Origin of the sequence: Jiella pacifica, assembly GCF_010500815.1 — a bacterium.
GTDB classification, from domain to species: Bacteria; Pseudomonadota; Alphaproteobacteria; order Rhizobiales; family Rhizobiaceae; genus Jiella; species Jiella pacifica.
Map to the genome: position 1 here is coordinate 237,594 of NZ_JAAAMG010000004.1, position 21,271 is coordinate 258,864.

General features: G+C 66.5%; 17 protein-coding genes. 11 read left to right on the plus strand and 6 right to left on the minus strand.

Annotated features, from left to right (window positions below; translation table 11 throughout):
- Window positions 1–100 precede the first annotated feature (100 nt).
- The 4 genes from GTK09_RS07405 to GTK09_RS07420 form a co-directional block, all read right to left on the minus strand.
- On the minus strand, window positions 101–838 hold the full coding sequence (locus tag GTK09_RS07405; RefSeq protein ID WP_163462337.1) for a DUF4396 domain-containing protein: 738 nt from the start codon (window positions 836–838) through the stop codon (window positions 101–103).
- A 251-nt stretch (window positions 839–1,089) separates the two neighbouring features.
- On the minus strand, window positions 1,090–1,323 hold the full coding sequence (rpsU, locus tag GTK09_RS07410; protein WP_163462422.1) for a 30S ribosomal protein S21: 234 nt from the start codon (window positions 1,321–1,323) through the stop codon (window positions 1,090–1,092).
- A 582-nt stretch (window positions 1,324–1,905) separates the two neighbouring features.
- Window positions 1,906–3,318: a cytochrome P450 gene (locus tag GTK09_RS07415; RefSeq protein WP_163462339.1), complete on the minus strand. Its 1,413-nt coding sequence runs from the start codon at window positions 3,316–3,318 to the stop codon at window positions 1,906–1,908.
- 187 nt (window positions 3,319–3,505) lie between these two features.
- Window positions 3,506–3,943, minus strand: coding sequence for an acyl-CoA thioesterase (locus GTK09_RS07420; RefSeq protein ID WP_163462341.1), 438 nt, complete (start codon window positions 3,941–3,943; stop codon window positions 3,506–3,508).
- Window positions 3,944–4,156: 213 nt separating this feature from the next.
- Between GTK09_RS07420 and gyrB the strand changes: the two genes are divergently transcribed.
- Window positions 4,157–6,595: a DNA topoisomerase (ATP-hydrolyzing) subunit B gene (gene gyrB, locus GTK09_RS07425; RefSeq protein WP_163462343.1), complete on the plus strand. Its 2,439-nt coding sequence runs from the start codon at window positions 4,157–4,159 to the stop codon at window positions 6,593–6,595.
- On the opposite strand, the gene GTK09_RS07430 is transcribed toward gyrB, so the two are convergent.
- Window positions 6,570–7,490 carry an AraC family transcriptional regulator gene (locus GTK09_RS07430; protein ID WP_163462345.1) on the minus strand — a complete coding sequence of 307 codons (921 nt, stop codon included), beginning with the start codon at window positions 7,488–7,490 and terminating at the stop codon, window positions 6,570–6,572. The genes gyrB and GTK09_RS07430 overlap by 26 nt on opposite strands.
- A gap of 97 nt (window positions 7,491–7,587) precedes the next feature.
- Between GTK09_RS07430 and GTK09_RS07435 the strand changes: the two genes are divergently transcribed.
- Window positions 7,588–8,325 carry an SDR family oxidoreductase gene (locus tag GTK09_RS07435; protein WP_163462347.1) on the plus strand — a complete coding sequence of 246 codons (738 nt, stop codon included), beginning with the start codon at window positions 7,588–7,590 and terminating at the stop codon, window positions 8,323–8,325.
- 130 nt (window positions 8,326–8,455) lie between these two features.
- On the opposite strand, the gene GTK09_RS07440 is transcribed toward GTK09_RS07435, so the two are convergent.
- The gene (locus tag GTK09_RS07440; protein ID WP_163462349.1) at window positions 8,456–10,639 is read right to left on the minus strand and encodes an esterase-like activity of phytase family protein; all 2,184 of its coding nucleotides are present in this window, start codon (window positions 10,637–10,639) and stop codon (window positions 8,456–8,458) included.
- A gap of 151 nt (window positions 10,640–10,790) precedes the next feature.
- On the opposite strand from GTK09_RS07440, the gene ybgC reads away from it, so the two are divergent.
- The 9 genes from ybgC (at window position 10,791) to ftsH (ending at window position 21,103) form a co-directional block, all read left to right on the plus strand.
- Window positions 10,791–11,243 carry a tol-pal system-associated acyl-CoA thioesterase gene (gene ybgC / locus GTK09_RS07445; protein WP_163462351.1) on the plus strand — a complete coding sequence of 151 codons (453 nt, stop codon included), beginning with the start codon at window positions 10,791–10,793 and terminating at the stop codon, window positions 11,241–11,243.
- Window positions 11,244–11,652: 409 nt separating this feature from the next.
- Complete coding sequence (gene tolQ / locus GTK09_RS07450; protein ID WP_312869706.1) at window positions 11,653–12,357, plus strand: protein TolQ; 705 nt, start codon at window positions 11,653–11,655, stop codon at window positions 12,355–12,357.
- A 106-nt stretch (window positions 12,358–12,463) separates the two neighbouring features.
- Window positions 12,464–12,913 carry a protein TolR gene (gene tolR / locus GTK09_RS07455; protein ID WP_163462355.1) on the plus strand — a complete coding sequence of 150 codons (450 nt, stop codon included), beginning with the start codon at window positions 12,464–12,466 and terminating at the stop codon, window positions 12,911–12,913.
- Window positions 12,914–12,938: 25 nt separating this feature from the next.
- Complete coding sequence (tolA, locus tag GTK09_RS07460) at window positions 12,939–14,060, plus strand: cell envelope integrity protein TolA (RefSeq protein WP_163462357.1); 1,122 nt, start codon at window positions 12,939–12,941, stop codon at window positions 14,058–14,060.
- Window positions 14,061–14,240: 180 nt separating this feature from the next.
- The gene (gene tolB, locus GTK09_RS07465) at window positions 14,241–15,551 is read left to right on the plus strand and encodes a Tol-Pal system beta propeller repeat protein TolB (RefSeq protein WP_163462358.1); all 1,311 of its coding nucleotides are present in this window, start codon (window positions 14,241–14,243) and stop codon (window positions 15,549–15,551) included.
- 249 nt (window positions 15,552–15,800) lie between these two features.
- Complete coding sequence (gene pal, locus GTK09_RS07470) at window positions 15,801–16,331, plus strand: peptidoglycan-associated lipoprotein Pal (protein ID WP_163462360.1); 531 nt, start codon at window positions 15,801–15,803, stop codon at window positions 16,329–16,331.
- A 309-nt stretch (window positions 16,332–16,640) separates the two neighbouring features.
- Entirely contained in the window at window positions 16,641–17,630 is a 990-nt protein-coding gene (gene ybgF / locus GTK09_RS07475; RefSeq protein ID WP_163462362.1) for a tol-pal system protein YbgF, read from the plus strand.
- A gap of 152 nt (window positions 17,631–17,782) precedes the next feature.
- Entirely contained in the window at window positions 17,783–19,048 is a 1,266-nt protein-coding gene (gene tilS / locus GTK09_RS07480; RefSeq protein ID WP_312869707.1) for a tRNA lysidine(34) synthetase TilS, read from the plus strand.
- Window positions 19,049–19,183: 135 nt separating this feature from the next.
- Entirely contained in the window at window positions 19,184–21,103 is a 1,920-nt protein-coding gene (ftsH, locus tag GTK09_RS07485; RefSeq protein WP_163462364.1) for an ATP-dependent zinc metalloprotease FtsH, read from the plus strand.
- Window positions 21,104–21,271: the final 168 nt, after the last annotated feature.

Below are 21,271 nucleotides of genomic sequence, written 5' to 3' on the forward strand. Positions count from 1 at the left end.
AGATGCCCGTCAGGGCAGAGGGGGGTGCCTCGGCGCATGCTCGTGACGATGATCTGCGGGACGATCGCAGCCGGCCCCCGCAAACGCGCGACCTATTCCCCTACATCGCCTCCTTGATCCCCTTGTCGATCAGCCAGACGTTGACCGGATAGGCGGTCAGGAAGCCGCAGATCATGGCGATCTGCATCATGAACCAGAACTCGACGCTGTTGACCTCTAGGCTGGCGCCGAGAAGGCTCGCAAAGATCCAGAAATGGGCGAGCGCCATGAAGCCGTACATGCCGACCTGCCAGGCGGTGAGCGACAGCGTGTCGGCCTTCAGCGCTGCGAGGATCCCTTGGCCGACGGACATGTCGTCGTTCATCGGCTTGATGGCGAAATACTGGAAGACGATGCCGAAGCCGAAGGCGAGGACGAAGTCGAGAATCCAGACGGCGAACATCTTTTCGGAAAAGAGGCTTTGCCAGCCGAGCCAGACGGCGACCGCCGGGACGAAGAAGGCCAGCCACTCGGCGCAGATATCGCCGAGGGTGCAGCCGGCGCCGCAATGGGCGGCTCCCTTGCCGACGGTGGCGTAATGCGGCGTCTTTGCCTTGGATGGCATCGGCTTGCCGGCTTCCATCGCCGCATGCGCCCGGCTGTGGGAGGCGAGGCGCCCCCATTTCCAATAGGCCCAGACGGCGATCGGCCCGGCGTAAAGCCCGCTGATCGGCCAGACGAAGTTCATGATCGTCATGTGCTGCGGGTCGCGGCTGACGTCGAAGGCGATGAGAACCGCCGAGGCGGCGCCTAGGAGAAGCGTGATTATCGCAAGAATATGTAGCCAGGTCGGGATCATCACAAACTCCACCGTCGAGACCATCGCGAGGTGGATGACCGGCCGAGGCCCGGTGCGAAGTCCCGATGGGGAAGCTCAGCGCAAACGTCAAAGCCCCGCGTGCGTCGCGACCATATCGGTCGCGGCTGCGCGGGGCATCGGCATGTCTATGAGGCTAGGCCTCTCGAATCGTCTGATCGAGCCGGATGCGGTCTTCGTCCCTCGCTTGGGGCGAATGACCGCGAATGCGAATCGTTCCGGCCGCTGACGCTTCAGCTGGCGACGCGGCGCTTCGGCCCCGGCAGCAGACCTTCGCGCTGCGCCTGCTTGCGGGCGAGCTTGCGCGAGCGACGGATCGCCTGCTGCTTCTCGCGGGCGCGGCGCTCGGAGGGCTTCTCATAGGCGCGGCGCGCCTTCATCTCGCGGAAAACGCCCTCGCGCTGCAGCTTCTTCTTCAGCGCGCGCAGAGCCTGATCAACATTGTTGTCTCGAACGTCGACTTTCAAAGCGACTCCCTTCTCTTCCTCAACGACGGGAGCTGCACGGCGATCGGCCGCCAACTCCGGCTACGGTTTGAAACGCGGGAGACGACGCCTCATCGGCATCGCGGAGCTTCCGCGCCTTGCTCATTCTTCTTCGCGGCAAAGCCGAACGACCGTCTCACCGGCCACTCACTGCCCACCGCGCGGGCGGCCTTGCGACCGTCCATGCCTCGGCTCGCTCTGCCTTTGCAGGGGAGCATCGACGTCTTGCCATCGCTGGCGGATCGAACGCACCGGTGGCCCGCAAGGTCACGCGCTGAAGGCAAAAGCCCTCCGCAACCGATTCGGGTCGCGGCATCCCGACAAGCGTTTCGACTCGAACAATCGGCGAAACCGGGGTGCCCGATGTGTCAAAGCGTCTGACGTGCTCGCTTCAGCATCTGAAAAGGCAAAGCGGAATGCGCATCAAAGCAAGACCACGGCGGGTCATATAGGACAAATCCTCCGCGATCGCAAATGACGATCGCGGCACGATGAGCAACTGGGTTCTGCCCCGCCCGGCGCCGGCTCGGGCCCGCCCTTACGCCCCGGCGCTCGAACCTCAGCCTACCGCCGGCGCGAAAGGCGCATCGGCAGGCCGCCGTCGGGCTGGACGGTGATCCGCTGCACCACCTCCGGCGGCTTTCGTCCGTCATAGTCGAAGCGCAGATGTCTCAGGAGCAACGCCAGGGCGATGACGCCCTCCTGGATGGCAAAGCTCGCGCCGATGCAGACCCGCGGGCCGACACCGAAGGGAAGATACTGATAGCGGTCGATCTTGTCGCGGTTCTCGGGAAGAAAGCGAGCCGGAATGAAGTGATCCGGCCGGTCCCACAGCATCTCGTGGCGATGGACGAGCCAGGGCATGACGAGGAGGGTCGACCCGGCTGGAATGTCGACGTCGCCGACCCGGTCGGCCCTCAACGCCGTGCGGTTGAGCGAGGGGGCGGGCGGATAGAGCCGCATCGCCTCCTCGAAGGCCGCCTTGGTGTGGACCAGCCTGTCGGCCCACTGGCTCGGATGGGTCAGCGTCGGCAGGACCTCGTCGATCTCCTTCTCGACCAATGCCCGTTCGTCCGGCGCCTGGCTGAGAAGATAGAGCGTCCAGGCCAGCGAGCGGGCCGTCGTCTCGTGGCCGGCGCCGATGAAGGTGATGATGTTGTCCTCGATCTCCTCGTTCGACAGCCCTTCGGCCTTGATCAGCAGCGTGAGGAGATCGTGCGGCGTGCCGTCCGGATCCCGCGCGATTTTTTCCCGCCGCTTGGCGATCGTCTCGGCGATGAGGGAGCGGAAGAAGTTCATCGACTTGCGGCCGCGCAGCCGTCGCAGCCGCGGCAGGAAGGCCGGGGCGTTCAGGAGGTCGAGCGGATCGACGCGGCCCATCGAGCCGAGAAAGTCGCGGGTGGAGCGGGCAAAGCCCTCGGGCTCGGAAGCGATGTCGCCGGAAAACAGCGTTTCCTGGAGAATATCGAAGGTCAGCAGCGTCATTTCGTGGGACGCGTCGACGGTGCGGCCCTCGCTGCGCGCCGCGAGATTTTCGGCAAAGAGCACCGACCGCGCTTCCATCTGCTCGGTAAAGCCGGAGATGTGCCGCGGCGTGAAAATCGGGGCGATCGCCTTGCGGGTGCGCCGCCAGAGTTCGCCCTCGGCAGTGAGCAGCCCGTCGCGCAGGAGCGGGCGCAGGATCCGCTGGCGCAGCGGCTGCATCACGTAGTTTTTGGCGTTTTCGACGAGGCAGTGGCGGATGCCGGCGGGGTCGTTGACGACGATGTTCGGCACGCCGAGCCAGGCGCCGCGGATGTAGGGCTCCTTGAAGGCGCGTGTGCCCCAGATCTCGATCGGATTGCGCGAGGCCGTGCGGATGAAGCTGGCAAAGCCCAGCGGCTGGGAGTGCGGCACCGGCGCCGGTGCGCGGAACGGGCGGCCGGCGGGTGCCTCTGCGGCTGCCGTTGCTGCAGGCGCCGTGACTCTGTTCGACATGGATTGCGACTCGCGTGAGTTTACGGCCGCAACCCGGCCCGTTTCACAAGGGAACACCGAGGCGGCGCTTTCCCACTCATATGGGTGGGCCGGCGCAAGGCGTCGACCGCCGCGATTGTCGCGCATGGCCGCAGGCGGGCTCGGATGCGAGCAAATGCCAATCGTTGGCGAGGATTTCACTTCGGCGTCAGCCGTCGGTCGTGTCGTCCGTCCCGATCACCAGCGCCGACAGTCTCTCGCGCATCTCGTCCGGCAGGGGAGTGGAGCGCCGGCTCGCCTCGTCCATCAGCACGATCACCGTCTCGGCAATCGCGCAGAGGCGTTCATTGTAAAACAGGGCCTGCCTCAGCCGGATCGAGCTCCTGCCGATCTTTTCCACCCCGGTGCCGATCACGACCTCGCCCGGCCAGTTGACCTCGCGGCGATAATCGATGGCGATACGCGCCAGAACGAAGGCCGTGCCCGGAGGCGGCGGCGCTTCGCCCACATGCAGGAGTTCGACCCGGCCGGTTTCGAAGAAGGTCGAGAAGACGGCGTTGTTGACGTGGCCGAGGCGGTCGGTGTCCCCGTAGCGCAGCTTGTCGCGGGTCTTGAAGGCGAAATCATCAAGCGTCGGTTCGGTCACGGATTCGGCGTCCTTTCGTGAAATGTGTCATAGGTGCGGGGCGTGGAGAGCGTGCGCCCGGCGGCCCGGCGTGTCGTAGCGGGCGCACCTGCAAAGCGAGGGGCGACGGCGCGGCCAAGGCGCTTTCGCCAACGGGGATGAATCCCTATATAAAAGCTTCAAATTCGGCCGATTCGCGAGCCTCTTTCGGCCGGCCCGAGACCAAGGACCATCATGTCAGCCATCCCCGAGACCGATCCCCTTGCCAATGCCGAATATGGCGCCGACTCGATCAAGGTATTGAAGGGTCTGGATGCCGTGCGCAAGCGGCCCGGCATGTATATCGGCGACACCGACGATGGGTCCGGCCTGCATCACATGGTCTATGAGGTCGTCGACAACGCCATCGACGAGGCCCTGGCGGGCCACGCGACGCTGGTGACCGTGACGCTGAATGCCGACGGCTCCTGCACGGTGACCGACAACGGCCGCGGCATCCCGACGGACATGCATACGGGCGAGGGCGTCTCGGCGGCGGAGGTCATCATGACCCAGCTGCATGCCGGCGGTAAGTTCGACCAGAACTCCTACAAGGTTTCGGGCGGCCTGCACGGCGTCGGCGTCTCGGTGGTGAACGCGCTGTCGAGTTCGCTGAAGATGAAGATCAGGCGCAAGGGCAAGATCCACGAGATGTCCTTCACCCACGGCGTGCCCGACTCGCCGCTGGTGGCGACGGGCGATGCCGGCGGCGAGACCGGCACGTCGATCACCTTCATGCCGTCCTTCGAGACCTTCAGGGGTGTCACCACCTTCGACTACGGCACGCTGGAACATCGCCTGCGCGAGCTCGCCTTCCTCAATTCCGGCGTCCGCATCACCCTCACCGACAAGCGGCCGGCGGACGAGAAGAAGATCGAACTGTTCTACGAGGGCGGGCTCGAAGCCTTCACTCGCTATCTTGATCGCTCGCGCAAGCCGCTGCTGCCCGAGCCGATCGTCACCATGGGCGAAAAGGACGGCATCGTCGTCGAGGCGGCACTGTGGTGGAACGACTCGTACAACGAGACGGTGCTCTGCTTCACCAACAACATTCCCCAGCGCGACGGCGGCACCCACATGGCCGGCTTCCGCGGCGCCTTGACCCGGCAGATAACGGGCTATGCGGAAGCCTCCGGCATCCTCAAGAAGGAGAAGGTCTCGCTCACCGGCGACGATTGCCGCGAAGGCCTGACCTGCGTGCTCTCGGTCAAGGTGCCTGATCCGAAGTTCTCCTCTCAGACCAAGGACAAGCTGGTCTCGTCCGAAGTGCGGCCGGTGGTGGAGAACCTCATCAACGAAGCGCTGTCCACCTGGCTGGAAGAGCATCCGCAGGAAGCCAAGGTGGTGATCGGCAAGGTCGTCGAGGCAGCCTCCGCCCGCGAGGCGGCGCGCAAGGCGCGCGACCTCACCCGGCGCAAGGGCGCGCTCGACATCACCTCGCTGCCCGGCAAGCTCGCCGACTGCCAGGAGCGCGACCCGGCCAAGTCCGAGATCTTCATCGTCGAGGGTGACTCGGCAGGCGGCTCGGCCAAGGGCGCGCGCTCGCGCCAGAACCAGGCGATCCTGCCGCTCCGCGGCAAGATCCTCAATGTCGAGCGGGCGCGCTTCGACCGGATGCTCGGCTCCGACCAGATCGGCACGCTGATCACCGCGCTCGGCACCTCGATCGGCAAGGACGAGTTCAACCCGGACAAGCTGCGCTACCACAAGATCATCATCATGACGGACGCCGACGTCGACGGCGCCCATATTCGCACGCTGCTCCTCACCTTCTTCTTCCGGCAGATGCCGGTGCTGATCGAGCGCGGCCACATCTTCATCGCCCAGCCGCCGCTCTACAAGGTGACCCGCGGCAAGCAGAGCCAGTATCTGAAGGACGAGAAGGCGCTCGAAAACTACCTGATCGAGGGCGGCCTCGACGATGCCTCGCTGACGCTGCCGACCGGCGAAGTGCGCACCGCCCGCGACCTTCGCGGCGTGGTCGACGACGCGCTGGCCGTCCGACAGGTGCTTTCCGGGCTGCATTCGCGCTACGACCGCTCCGTCGTCGAGCAGGCGGCGATCCTCGGCGCGCTGTCGCCGGAGGTCGCCGATCACCCGCAGGATGGGCCCGCCACGGCGCTGCGCATCGCCGAGCGGCTCGACCTTATCGCCGATGAAACCGAGCGCGGCTGGACCGGCGAGGCGGCGGACGGCGGCTATCGCTTCACCCGCGTGGTGCGCGGCGTCACCGAACTGCGCATCCTCGACGCGGGCCTGCTCAACTCCGCCGACGCGCTGCAGTTGATGCGCCATGCGCCGCGGCTGAAGGAAGTCTATGACGGCGGCGTGCCGGTCCTTCGGCGCAAGGAGACCGAGCGGCCGATTGCCGGCCCGCTGGAGCTTCTGATCGCCGTCTTCGAGGTCGGCCGCAAGGGCATCGCCACCCAGCGCTACAAGGGTCTCGGCGAGATGAATCCGGAGCAGCTGTGGGAGACCACCCTCGATCCCGAGGCGCGCACCCTCGTCCGCGTCAAGATCGCCGACGCGACGGACGCCGACCAGATGTTCTCCAAGCTGATGGGCGACGAGGTCGAACCCCGCCGCGAATTCATCCAGGACAACGCGCTCAAGGTGGCGAATCTGGATATCTGACGGTTTTGTCGCGGGCGCGCGGCGTGTGGCCGAGGGTCCGCTTGAAGGCGTGGGCGAAGGCGCTTTCGGAGCCGTAGCCGACCGCTGCGGCGACGGCGGATACGCTCGCCCCCGCCGCGAGTTCGTGGCGGGCGAGAACCATCCGCCACAGCGTCAGATAGTCCATCGGCGGGCGGCCCACGCGCTCTCTGAATCGCTGGGCGAAGGCGGAGCGCGACATACCCACCTCGCTCGCCAGAAGCGGTGTCGTCCATCGCCGGGTGACGTCGCGATGCATCAGGCCGATCGCCCGGCACAGGCATGGATCCGACAGTGCCGCGATCCATCCGACGGCGTCGTGCGGGCCGGCAGCGACGTAGGCGCGGACTGCTTCGACGACGAGGATCTCCGCGAGCCGTTCCGCCACGATCGTGCTGCCGATCCCCGCATGGGTGACCTCGGCCCGCAGCGAAGCGAGGGTGCGGGCGACGGCTTCGGCGCTCGGCGTGTCACGCTCGATGCGAAGGAGCGGGGGTAGCGCGTCAAGGACGAAGGCGCCGCCGCCGCTTGCGAAGGCGCTGCCGCCGCCGACCATCGCCGTTTCGGTTCCCTCGCCGAGGCAGGCGGCGTCCTGTCCCGGAGCCGCGTAGAGTGCCATCCCGTCGACCGGCGCGATCGCCGGATCGCTGGCGACCGCATATCGCGTGTTGCTGAGGAGGACGACGTCGCCTTCCTCCATCTCTACCGGCGGTCGGTCGTCGAGGATCAGCCAGCATCGGCCTCGCGTGATCGCGACGAACTTCAGGCGCGCTCGGCCGTCGAAAGAGAGCGCCCAACTCCCGGACGCATCGAGGGAGGTGCCGCGGACGCCACGCGTGCCCAAAAGTGACAGGACGTCGGAAAAGGGATCGGACATGATTTCGGCGGATCGCGACAAAGACTCGGCTTTTCAAGCATAGAGGCGCCTGCGTTCTCGGCATAGTCCTTCTCCATCGCAACGACGGAGTTCCGCCATGACCATCGAAGGAAAGATCGTCGCCGTCACCGGAGCGGGGCGCGGTATCGGCCGGGCCACCGCCCTTCTTCTGGCCGCTCGTGGGGCCCGCCTGGTGCTGGGTGCCCGCAGCGAAAGCGAGATCGCTGAGGTTGCGCGGGAGGTCGAGCAGGCCGGCGGCGCGGTCGCCCATCGGCAGACCGACGTCACGTGCCGGGCGGATCTGCAGGCCCTCGTGGGGCTCGCGCAGGAGCGCTTCGGCGGGCTGGACGTGATCGTCAACAATGCCGGGATTGGTCCCATCTCGCGGTTCGACGCGCTGCGCGTCGAGGACTGGGACGCGATGATCGACGTCAATCTGAAGGGCGCGCTCTACGGCATCGCGGCTGCTCTGCCGCTGTTTGCCGCCCGGAAGACGGGCCATGTGATCAACGTCGTCTCGACCGCCGGCTTGAAGATCGTCCCGACCATGGGCGTCTACGCCGCCACCAAGAACGCACTGCGCACTGCGACAGAGGCGTTACGCCAGGAAAACGTTCCGGGCCTGCGGGTGACGGAGGTCTCGCCCGGCTTCATTGACACCACCTTCGCTGCCTCATCGATCAACGATCCGGAAGTCCGGGCAGCGATCGAGAAGCGCAAGCGGGAACTCGCGATCTCGCCGGAGGCGATCGCCCGCGCCATCGCCTTTGCGGTCGAGCAGCCTGCGGATGTCGAGATCGGCAGCATCGTCGTCCGGCCGACGGCGCAGGACTGAGCCGGGCGGGTTCGCCGCATCTGGTCCGCAGGCAGATGCGCTGGCGGGTACGCTGCGCGCGGCGCGAAATGAAAAGGCCGCCGGCGCTTCACGCACCGGCGGCCGTTCAGGCTGGGAAGACAGCCGATCCTTACATCGCAGAGCCGAGATCGACCTTGAAGAACAGCGTCTCGCCGGAGGAATCGTCGACGCCGTCATTGTCGGTGACCGCATAGGCGGTGCCGTCGGCGGCGAAGGTGAAGCCTTCGAGCTTGTCGACGACGTAGCCGCCCGTGGCCGAAAGGTCGGGCACGAAGTCGTGGACTTCTTCCTTCGTCACCGTAGGAAGCTCCGAGCCGAGAGCCGCCGGGGTCACGCCGTCCAGCGAAACCTTGAAGAGCGTCTTCTCTTTCGCCGCAGAGCCGATCTGGTTGTCGCGCTCGAGAATGTAGAGCGCGCCATCATGGGCGGTGATCTCCGACAGGCCGACCCAGCCCTTCCCGGCCTTGTCGAGCGGATAGCGCACCGCGCTCCACTCTTTGGAAGCCGGCTTGTAGGCGAGGAGCTTGACGAAGCCCTTCTCGTCGTCCTTCCACTCGCGCTGGATGGCGATCCAGAGGCGGTCGCCGTCCATGGTGATGCCCTCGGCTCCGAACCGCGTCGACTGGTCGGTCAACTCCTTCGGCATCGGTACGACTTCCTGAATGACGCCCTTGCCGACATGCAGGATCTGGTGCGGGATTTCCTTCTCCAGATTGCCCTCGCTCGCCAGCCAGAAGCCGCCCTGGCCGTCGGCGGTGATGCCTTCGAGGTCGAGCGACTTGGCTGGCTCGCCGTCCTGCGTCACGGTCATCGCGCCGGTGATCTTGGCCGGCATGGTCGACGCGTCAATGGTGAAGATGCGCGGCTGGTTCTTGTAGAACGAGTCCGACACTGCATAGAGCTTCGAGGCGTCTTCCGGATCGCCTGCCAGACCGGAAAGCGCGCCCCAGCCGAGCGGCAGGCCGTCCTGATCTTCCGAGACGATCATCGGATAGGCGGGCGTGCCGTCAGTGCGCTCGTAGAGCATGACGTGGGAGCGGGCGCCGCCGTCCTCGACGAGATCCGCCTCGTTGGCAGTGACGAGAAGATTGCGCGAGGGGATGGCGACGGCGCCCTCCGGCGCGATGCCCGACGGCAGCAGCTGGACGAATTTCGGCTCGCCTTTAGCACTGACGTCGTAGACGCCGACGGTCGAGCCGCGCTCGGACAGGACGAAGGCATAGGTCGTCTCGCCGAATGTCGCGACTTCGAGGCCTTCCGGCTCGATGCCCTTGGCGTCTGAGCGCTTGTCCGGATAGTGGCCGGCGCGGATGAGCTCGTATTCGTAGGCCGGGCCGCTCTCGTAGGCGACCGTGCCGTCCTTGTTCCAGACGGTGAAGGAGCGCGAGCCGCCCTTGTAGTCGCCCTCGTTGGCGGTGATCAGCCGGTCGTCGTCGATCCACTGGACGGCGTCGGGCTCGCGCCGGCGGCCTTCCTGCGAATCGGTCAGCTTGATCTCGCCATTGTCGTCGGCATCGATGTTCTTCAGGTCGACGGTGCCGGCCGAGAAGTGGTTCGTCACCTTGCCGGTCGCCGCATCGACGATGACGATGGCGTTGTTTTCCTGCAGCGTGACGGCGATCTCGTTCTTCGAATTGAAGTCGACGAATTCCGGCTCCGGATCGTCGCCGGCGATCTCCGACAGCCCGGTCATCTCGACCTTCTTCATCGTGGCGCAGTCCGGCGCGCCGTCGGTGAGGTCGAAGATCGTGACATAGCCCGCAGGCATCTGCGGGATCTCGCCGTCGTTGAGGTCCTCGTCGCGCTCGTTCTCGATGGCGACGGCGACGAACCGGCCGTCCTTGGCCACCGCGACCGAATCCGGCTGGCCGCCGAGATCGCAGGAGGCAATCTCCTTCTTCTGCGCCACGTCGATGACGGCGAGGCGGCCCGATGGATTGGTGAAGCTCTCGGAGGTGTTGACGCCGACGAGGACGTCCGGGCCGGCGACCGAAACCGAGGTCGGCTCGCCGCTGAGCGCCATGAAGCCGAGAGGCTTGGGCGCCTTCGGATCGGTGATGTCGATCATGCCGATGCCGCCGGCCGGGCTGTCGGAGTAGATCAGCGTGTTGCCGTCCTGGCTGGCGGTGATGATCTCCGCGGAGGTCACCTTGCTCTGGTCGGCGTCGGCGGGCAGGTTGCTCGCGACCGGAAAGGATGCGATGCGATTGAACACTGGATCGGCCTTGGCGCCGCCGGCGGCGGCGGAAAGAACCGTGGTCGTCAGAAGCGCGACGATGATATGGCGCGGCATGGACATGCCTCCCGGGGGATTGAAGGGTTCGTGAACGGGCCGTTCTTCATGACCTTCCGTGACAGGCCGATGACACCACGCGGTCCAAACATCGCCGGGACCTTCGGCTCCGTGCCAAGGCCATGATGGCAAAGACGAAAAATCGTTCGACATGAAAATCGACCACGACATCGCCGGCTGGCTGGAAGACGGGGGCCACAGGCTCGACGTCCGGATCTATTTCGAGGACACGGATTTTTCCGGCGTCGTCTACCACGCTCGCTACCTGCATTTTCTGGAGCGGGGGCGGTCGGACTTCCTGCGGCTGAAGGGGATCGGTCACCGGCAACTCGCCGCGGGAGAGTTCGGCGCGCCGATGGCCTTCGCGGTGCGGCGCATGGAGATCGACTTCCTCCGGCCGGCCCGGATCGACGACGTCGTCAGCGTGAAGACCAGGACCCGCCAGCTCGGCGGGGCGCGCATTCTCCTCGACCAGAAGATCCTGCGGGGCGAGGAGCTTCTCCTCGAGGCGAACGTCAAGGTCGCGGTGATCTCGCCGGACGGCAAGCCGATGCGCATGCCGGAAAGGGTGCTCGACGTGCTGGCGCCACAATCCGGGGGTTGAGGTCTGGCGTGATCGGCCCCGCGGGCTTCCTGCGGCCGGGCCTGCCGGCGGCAGAGCGGTTTGCCGGCGCGGCGTAACCGCTTGTTAACCATGGATGGTCCAGAAGTAAGAGCGGCGGATTTGAGTCGATTTCGCCATGCTTTCACCGGAATCGCTTGTGAAAGCGGGTGAGAGATACGGTTCGTGCCACCCAAATGGCTGGCGCGTGAGGGGGCCGTATGCGGATCGGGGCGTTCGACGCGGCATTCTCGCAGTACGCCGACTCGCGATCGTGACCGACGCGACCGGTGGCGAAAGGCCGACCGTCCCTGCGAGGGAGGCGGTGAAACCGTAAGCATCGGGCGGAGCGGCGATGCCGCAACCGATGGTCGATTTGTTTTGAGGGGCTTGATCAGAAATGGATGGGCAAATCGCTCAGGAAGCGCTGTCGGCCGCCGGGTCCGTGTCCCTCTGGGATCTGTTCTGGCAGGCGGGCTTCATCGTCAAGCTGGTGATGATCGGGCTGATCGTCGCCTCGGTGTGGTCCTGGGCGATCATCATCGACAAGTCGATGCGCTACGGCGCATTCCGACGGCAGCTGAACAAGTTCGAGAGCCACTTCTGGTCCGGCCAGTCGCTGGAGGAGCTTTACCACACGCTCTCGGAACGGCGGACCAACGGCATGGGGGCGCTGTTCGTCGCGGCGATGCGAGAGTGGAAGAAATCCTTCGAAAAGGGCGCGCGCTCGCCGATCGGGCTGCAGCAGCGCATCGAGAAGGCCATGGACGTGACGCTTGCCCGGGAGATGGACGGACTGGAGTCGCGGCTCGGCTTCCTGGCGACCGTCGGCTCGGCGGCGCCCTTCGTCGGCCTGTTCGGCACGGTGATCGGCATCATGACCTCGTTCCAGGCGATCGCCGGCTCGCAGCAGACCAGTCTTGCCGTCGTCGCGCCCGGCATCGCCGAAGCGCTGCTGGCGACGGCCATCGGCCTCGTCGCGGCGATCCCGGCGGTCATCGCCTACAACAAGCTGTCGGCCGACGCCGGCAAACTCGGCATGCGGCTCGAAGCCTTCGCCGACGAGTTCTCGGCCATCCTGTCGCGTCAGATCGACGAAAAGCTGACGCAGCGCTGAAGCCGGGCCCGGCGTCCCGCACCGTCGCGGGGTTTCGTCGAAACCGAACTCGGCCGATGTCTTGCCGGTGCGCGGGTTGCGCTGAAAATGTTTGAGGGGACGAGCCATGGGAATGTCGACGGGCAGTGGCGGCGCCAGGCGGTCGCGACGCGGCCGTTCGCGCCGGGCCCCGATGAGCGAGATCAACGTCACCCCGATGGTCGACGTGATGCTCGTTCTCCTGATCATCTTCATGGTCGCCGCGCCGATGCTGACGGTCGGCGTGCCGATCGAGCTTCCCCAGACCCAGGCGAAGGCGCTGAATTCCGATCAGCAGCCGATCACCATTTCCGTCAACGCGAATGGCCAAGTCTACATCAACGAGACCGAGATCGCAGTGGAAGAGGTCGTGCCGAAGCTCGAGCAGATCGCCAAAACCGGCTACCAGGAGCGGATCTTCGTCAAGGGCGACAGGTCGGCGGACTACGGCACGGTGATGCAGGTGATGGGCCGGATCAACGCGGCGGGTTTCAAGAACATCGGTCTCGTCACCGATCAGGACACGAAGGCGCTATGAGCGGAGTTCGGAGACCGAGCCTCAGATGAAAGCCGGCGTCGCCGTCTCGTCCGTTCTGCATGCCGCGATCCTCACCTGGGGGTTGTGGTCTCTCGGCGCGCCCGAGCCGCTCGAGGTCGCGAATGTCGAATCGCTGCCGGTCGAACTCGTGCCGGTCGAGGAATACTCCCAGTCGCTGATCGGCAAGAAGGACGCCCCCGTCACCGAGACGCCGGCCCCGGAGCCGACGGAGAAGCCGGCGGCCGACGACACCGCGCAGAATGTCGGCGAAAATTCCGTCGATCTCGATTCCCCGCCGACGCCGACCGAACGCGAGCGGGCCGTCGAACAGACCGCCGCGCCCGTCGCTGCCGCGCCGCCGCCTCAGCCCGAGCCGAGCCCCGAGCCGGTTCCGCAGGCCGTTCCGACGCCGCGCCCCGAGCCCTCGCCGCAGCCGGCGGAAGTCGCCCAGCCGCAGGAGCCGGCGCCGGCCGAGCCGACGCCGGCTGAGGCAGATCCCATCGAAGAGGCGATCGCAACGGCCGAAGCCCAGCCGGAAGAAAAGCCCGAGCCACAGCCGGAGCCCGAACAGAAGCCGGCCCCGACGCCCGAGGCGCCGCAGGTGGCATCGCTCCCCGATCGGGGACCCGTGCCGCAGGTCCGGCCGAGCCCGCCGCGGCCGGCGCAGACCGAGACGAAGAAGCCGGAGAAGCCGGTCGAGAAGCCGGTGCAGGCTGCTGAGGACGACAGCGAGTTCGATCCGGACAAGATCGCCGCGCTTCTCAACAAGGAGAAGTCGGCCGGCGGCGGGGCGAAGCGCTCGCAACAGCAGGCCTCGCTCGGCGGCGACCGGCGCACCGGCGCCAAGCTGTCGATGAGCGAACTCGATGCCTTGCGCGGGCAGGTCAGCCAGTGCTGGTCGCCGCCGGCGGGGGTTTCCGAGGCCGGCTCGCTGCGGGTGACGATCCGCATGCGCCTCGATCCGTCCGGCGGGCTGGAGGGGCGGCCGGAACTCGTCGACGGCGGCAGCGGTTCGACCATCGAACGGGCGGCCGGCGATGCGGCGCTCAGGGCGGTGATCCGCTGCGCGCCCTACAAGCTGCCGCCGGAGAAATACGACACCTGGTCGGAAGTGCTCTTGAATTTCGACCCCAGCCAGATGCTCTGAACGAAAGAAGCCGCGGTCGTCGCCATCAAAATTCCCGAAAGGGATCTAGTAAGGGCGACGGCACATCGACATGCCGGTTCCGGGGGAAGGCGGCCTTCGCCGCTGCGGAAGGCCGGACGACACATGACTGCGTGGCAGCCGAAGGCGCGGCGCGGTCGCTCAAGAGGGGTAGTTCCGCTCATGCATGAGATCTTCAAGGGCCTTTGCCTGGCCATCCTGGTGTTCGCCGCCGGCTTCGCCGCGACGACGCCGGCGCGCGCCGTCGTCGAACTCGACATCACCCAGGGCAACGTCCAGCCGCTGCCGATCGCCATTGCCGACTTCCAGTCGCAGGACGGACTGGGCAAACAGATTTCCGACATCGTCACGGCGGATCTGAAGCGCTCCGGCCTGTTCGCGCCGATCGATCCCTCGGCCTTCATCCAGAAGGGCCTCGGCCCGGACGCCAGCCCGAATTTCCAGGACTGGACGGTGATCAACGCCCAGGCCCTCGTCGTCGGCCGCGTCTCGCCTGAGGCGGACGGACGGCTGCGCGTCGAGTTCCGGCTCTGGGACGTCTTCGCCGGCCAGCAGCTCGACGGCCAGCAGTTCTACACCAACCCGGACAACTGGCGCCGGGTCGGCCACATCATCGCCGACGCGATCTACGAGCGCGTCACCGGCGAGAAGGGCTATTTCGACAGCCGCGTGGTCTTCGTCTCCGAGAGCGGCGACAAGGCCAACCGGGTCAAGCGCCTCGCCATCATGGATCAGGACGGGGCGAACGTGCGCTTTCTGACCGACGGCCGCGATCTCGTCCTGACGCCGCGGTTTTCGCCGAACCGCCAGGAGGTCACCTACATGTCCTTCGGCAACGGCGAGCCGCGGGTCTATCTCCTGCAGCTCGAGACCGGCCAGCGGGAGATCGTCGGCAACTTCCCCGGCATGACCTTTGCCCCCCGGTTTTCGCCGGACGGCCAGAAGGTGATCATGAGCCTGCAGCAGAACGGCAACGCCAACATCTACGCGATGGACCTTCGTTCCCGGGCGACGACGCGGCTGACCTCGACCAGCGCCATCGACACCTCGCCCTCCTATTCGCCGGACGGCACGCGGATCGTCTTCGAATCCGACCGCGGCGGGCGCCAGCAGCTCTATACGATGGGCGCCGACGGCTCGAACCAGCAGCGCATCTCCTTCGGCGACGGATCCTATTCGACGCCGGTCTGGTCGCCGCGTGGCGATCTCATCGCCTTCACCAAGCAATCGGGCGGCCAGTTCCAGATCGGCATCATGCGGCCGGACGGCTCGGGCGAACGAATCCTGACGTCGGGCTTCCACAATGAGGGGCCGACCTGGGCCCCGAACGGCCGCGTCCTGATGTTCTTCCGCGACCAGAGGGGCGGCAGCGGCCCGCAGCTCTATTCGATCGACCTTACCGGCTACAACGAGCAGAAGGTTCCGACGCCGGGCTATGCCTCGGATCCGGCCTGGTCGCCGCTCCTCGACTGAGGGGCGAGAAAGGGGCCGGCGCAGCCGCCGGCCCAGCCCGGCGCAAGCCTTCTTCCATAGAGGTCTGCTGTTGCGCGAGCGCACCAGCCGTTCGGTAAACGTCGATCTGCGGCAAAAAACTCCGCCCGCGTCTTGGTCTCGCCCAACGTGTGCCGCGGGGTGGGAAAATCATTCGATTTTACCGCTCGTTAAGCTTGGTCGTGGTAAGCCGTCGATAACGAAAATTCGTTGGATTTGAAGGAGTTCGCCATGCTGAGCATGGTCTCTCAGGGCAAGACACGCATCGCCCTCGCGCTCTTTGCCGGCCTCCTCGTCGCCGGTTGCGCCAGCAAGAAGGACGGGCTCCCCGACAATGCGGCCGGCCTCGGCCTCGGCGGCGCCAACGGGATCGGCGGCTCCGGTAACGTCACGCCCGGCTCGCCCCAGGACTTCACCGTCAATGTCGGCGACCGGATCTTCTTCGAGACGGATTCCACCGAAATCACCGCGACCGGGCAGCAGACGCTGCAGCGCCAGGCGCAGTGGCTGCGGCAGAATTCGCAGTATCCGATCACCATCGAGGGCCATGCCGACGAGCGCGGCACCCGCGAGTACAACCTCGCCCTCGGCGCTCGCAGAGCTTCGGCGACCCGCGATTACCTGACCCAGCTGGGCGTTCCGGCCAACCGGATGCGCACCATCTCCTACGGCAAGGAGCGGCCGGTTGCCGTCTGCGACGACATCTCCTGCTGGTCGCAGAACCGCCGCGCCGTCACCGTCCTCGGCGGCCCGTCGAGCTGATCCTTCAAGGATCGAGGCGCAGTCGGAACAGTCCGCCGCGCCTCGAGGGTTTTTCGGACGCGCCGACGGCACTTGACGTCGCCGCTCCCGAAAACCGCCAGCGAAGACTTGAACCGGCAACGCCTGCTCGTCTTTCCGTCGCGACGGATTGATGGGCGGGCCGTCAAACTTTGGCCGAACTCCCCCCTTCCATGCTTTGCTGGTGAGTTCGTGCCGCGGCAGGATTGCGCTGCAACCGAAGATGCGCTTGCGAACGAGTGCCGGCGCGAGGTTCTCGTGCATTCCTTGCGGCCCGGGTGAGGGGAACGAATGGTGTCGAAATTGAACGTGCTTCGCCGCAGCTTGGCTGCCGCGGGATTGCTTGCATTCGTGCTGCCGACGGCGGCCTCGGCCTTCGAGTTGCCGGGGGTCTTCGTCGCCGCGCAAGACCCGGTGGCCGCCGTCGGGCTTCCGGCTCCGCCGCCTGCGGCGAGGCTTCCGCAGGAATCAGCGGCGGCCTCCAACGACCAACGGCCGGTGCGCGTGGCTCAGGCCGGCGATCTCGTCGTGCGGATCAATCAGCTCGAGGACGAGGTCCGCCGGCTGAACGGCAGGGTCGAGGAGTTGAGCTTCCAACTCCTCCAGGCCCAAGAGGACATGCGCAAATATCGCGAAGACTCCGAATTCCGATTCCAGCAGATCGAGGGTGGCGGCGCCGCCGCGCCGGCTTCGTCGAAGCCGGGCGAACGACGCGGCGACGCGGCGCCTGCGGCGTCCTCGGGCAGCTCTTCCTCGGCCGCGGCGGAGGGAGGCGACGACATCGGCGAGCTGCTTTCCGGCGGTCTCGACACGAGTTCGCTCGGCGCCTCCGCGGGGTCGGGAGCGAGTTCGGCGGCGGCAACACCGGACGAGTCGACGGTGGCCAGCATCGATGCGCGCGGACCGCGCGACATGTACGACCTCGCCTACAACTATCTACTCGCCGGCGACTATCAGCGGGCGGAGCAGTCCTTCCGGCAGTACTCCCAGACCTATCCCAGCGCCAGCGACGCGCCCGACGCGGAATACTGGCTCGGCGAGAGCCTCTACCAGCAGAAGAAATACGCCGACGCGGCGGAGGTCTTCCTCGACGCCCAGAAGTCACACCCGAAAAGCGGCAAAGCTCCCGACATGATGCTGAAGCTCGGCATGTCGCTTGCCAAGCTCAACAATCGCGACACCGCCTGCGTGACCTTCAAGGAGGTCTCCCGCCGCTACCCGCAGATGAGCGACAACGTCCGGCGCAAGCTGCGGGACGAGCAGAAGGCGGCGAGCTGCTGATCAGCCGGCAGGCCGAAGCCCTGCCTGGACCCGGCGGAAAAGGAGCTGCCGCGATCGCGCCTGCCGCCTTTCCGACCGCCGATCGGGCGCTTGTCGACGCTCTGGACCGCCTCGTCGCGACGGCTCACCGACGTCGCGGGGCAATCCGCGGCATTCTCCTCGCCGTCTCCGGCGGCCCCGATTCTCTCGCTCTTCTTCTTACGGCATCGGCCTGGCATCGCTCACTCGCAGCGGCGGCGCCACAGCTTCGCGTCGCGACCGTCGATCATCGCCTCAGGCCGGAAGCGGCGGAGGAAGCGGCGTTCGTGGCAGTCCTCGCCGCAAGCTGTGGCCTTCCCCACGAGACGCTGACCTGGACCCCCGAGGCAAAGCCCGGCAATCTTTCGGCAAGGGCGCGCGAGGGCCGCTACGCCTTGCTTCTCTCGCATGCGCGACGCCACGGCCTCGATCTCGTCCTCACCGCGCACCATCTGGACGACGACGTCGAGACCCATGTCATTCGGCGCCGGAACGGCGGCGACGTCGCGGCATCGGCCGGCATGCGGACGTTGCGCTGGCTTTCCCCGGATGCAGCGCTCGGCCGGCCATTCCTCGGAATCGCTCGGGAGAGATTGGCCGATCTCGTCACCGCCTCGGGGATCGTTGCCGTTGACGATCCGACCAATCGCGACCAGCATTACGACCGGGTTCGCATCCGGCTCGAACTCGCGGCAGACCCGCGGCGAAAAGCGAGGGCGCGGGCGAATCTGCGGCGTTGCAAGCGGGCGCGAGACGATGCGGAGCGGGCGTTCGCACGGGCGCTCGTCGACCTGGAGGAAACCGGACGCCTGCGATTTGCCGAAGACGGCGCCCTCTTGTCCGATCGCGCGGCCTTTGCCGAATTGTCGCCGCGCTGCGCCGCCCATCTCCTGTCCCGCGCCGTCGTCGCCGCAGCCGGCGCGCCGCGCCCGCCCTCGGGCCAGGCGGTTCGCGACGTCTCGACGTGGCTTCGCCAAGGACCGCCGCGGCCGGACGCCCGAACGCTCGGCGGTGCGATCGTTCGGATCGAGGGCGGTGAAGTCGTCGTCATGCGCGAGTTCGGCAGAGGCGCGATCGCGGCTTTGTCGCTCGGAGCGGCAAAGGCTCTCGGCGGCCGCTTTGCCGCCGAAATGGATTGGCCGGTTGTCTTCGACGGGCGCTTCGTCGTCGACGTCGGACCCTGGCGCGCCTTGCCGGGTGCCCGACTCGTGCCGCTCGGCCTTCTCGGCAAGGGAGGGATCCGGCTGCGCTCCTGCCCGGTCGTCGTCGATGCGGAGGGACGCGCCCGCGCGGCGCTCGCACCGGCGGCCAGGCGGTTGGGCCCCGGGATCGGCGATCTCGCCTTCGAGCCGCTGACGCCCCATCTCCTGCGACGGGACCTCGATCTGCCGGAAGCCTAACCGCCTCCACACCATGTTTGGAGGCCCGCTCCGCTTTTTGCCGCAAATGCCGGCCAATGTGTTGGCAAGGGGCGCCGCAGCACTTATCTTCGAAGGGTTCGCGACGCGGCCCTTTACGCGACTCAGGAAGAGTTGATGAATCAGAACTTTCGAAACTTCGCGCTGTGGGCGATCATCGCCCTGCTCTTGATCGCGCTTTTCCAGCTGTTCTCGAACGGCACGCAAACCGGCAACGCGCGCGAAATTCCCTATTCGCTCTTCCTGTCGGACGTCGACAGCGGCCGCATTCAGTCGGTCAACATCCAGGGGCAGCGGATCTCCGGCAAGTACGGCGATTCCGCCACCACCTTTCAGACCTACGCGCCGGAAGACGCCAATCTGGTCTCGCGGCTGGAAGGCAAGAACGTCCAGATCACCGCGAGCCCGCCGGGCGACAACTCCAATCCGATCTGGTCGATGCTCCTGTCCTTCGGCCCCATCCTCCTCATCCTCGCCGTCTGGATCTTCCTGATGCGGCAGATGCAGGGCGGCGCCGGCGGCAAGGCCATGGGCTTCGGCAAGTCGAAGGCCAAGCTCCTGACCGAGGCGCACGGCCGTGTCACCTTCGCCGACGTCGCCGGCGTGGACGAGGCCAAGGAGGATCTCGAGGAGATCGTCGAATTCCTGCGCGAGCCGCAGAAGTTCCAGCGCCTCGGCGGCAAGATCCCGCGCGGCGTCCTGCTCGTCGGCCCTCCGGGCACCGGCAAGACGCTGCTCGCCCGCTCCGTCGCCGGCGAGGCCAACGTGCCGTTCTTCACGATCTCGGGCTCCGACTTCGTCGAGATGTTCGTCGGCGTCGGCGCATCCCGCGTCCGCGACATGTTCGAGCAGGCCAAGAAGAACGCGCCTTGCATCATCTTCATCGACGAGATCGACGCCGTCGGCCGGCATCGCGGCGCGGGCCTCGGTGGCGGCAACGACGAGCGCGAGCAGACGCTGAACCAGCTGCTCGTCGAGATGGACGGCTTCGAGGCCAACGAGGGCATCATCCTGATCGCCGCGACCAACCGGCCCGACGTGCTCGACCCGGCGCTCTTGCGTCCCGGCCGGTTCGACCGGCAGGTCGTCGTCCCGAATCCGGACTTCACCGGCCGCGAGCGGATCCTCAAGGTGCATGTTCGCAACGTGCCGCTTGCGCCTAATGTCGATCTGAAGACGATCGCGCGCGGGACGCCGGGCTTTTCCGGCGCCGATCTCGCCAATCTCGTCAACGAGGCGGCGCTGATGGCGGCGCGGCGCTCCAAGCGCCTCGTCACCATGCAGGAATTCGAGGACGCCAAGGACAAGGTCATGATGGGCGCCGAGCGCCGGTCGATGGCCATGACCGAGGAAGAAAAGAAGCTGACGGCCTATCACGAGGCCGGCCACGCCCTCGTCGGCATCCACGAGCCGTTCAACGACCCGCTGCACAAGGTGACGATCATTCCGCGCGGTCGGGCTCTCGGCGTCACCATGAACCTGCCGGAGCGTGATCGCTACGGCATGCGCAAGAACGAGATGGAGGCGCGCCTCGCGATGATCTTCGGCGGCAGAGCGGCCGAGGAAATCATCTACGGGGTGGAGAACGTCACCACCGGCGCCTCCAACGACATCCAGCAGGCGACCAACATGGCCCGGGCCATGGTCATGGAATACGGCATGAGCGACAAGCTCGGCCGCCTGCGCTACAAGCAGAACCAGGACGAGGTCTTTCTCGGTCATTCGGTGGCTCAGCAGCAGAACATGTCGGAAGAGACGGCCCGGCTGATCGATTCCGAGGTCCGGCAGATCATCGAGACCGCCGAGAACAAGGCGCGGAAGATCCTCACCGATCACATCGATGAGCTGCATCTCATCGCCAAGGCGCTGCTCGAATACGAGACACTGTCCGGCGATGAGGTCCACGACCTCCTGGCCGGCCGGCCGCTGACCCGCGACATGGGCGACGACACGCCGCCCTCTCGTGGCTCGGCAGTGCCGAAGGCCGGCCCGCAGCGCCCGGCCCGCGGCGACGGCCTGGAGCCGCAGCCGACCTGATTGTCGCAACCGCGACGGAACGAACGGGCGACCCTCCTTTGGGTCGCCTTTTCTTTGTCAGCCTGCTTAACCTTGCCGGCTGAAAGGCTTTCCGCCGAGTTGATCCGGCCTTCTCGTCTCGGCAAGGATGGCGGGAACATCATGGCGGCTCGTCCGGAAGGAAGGGGA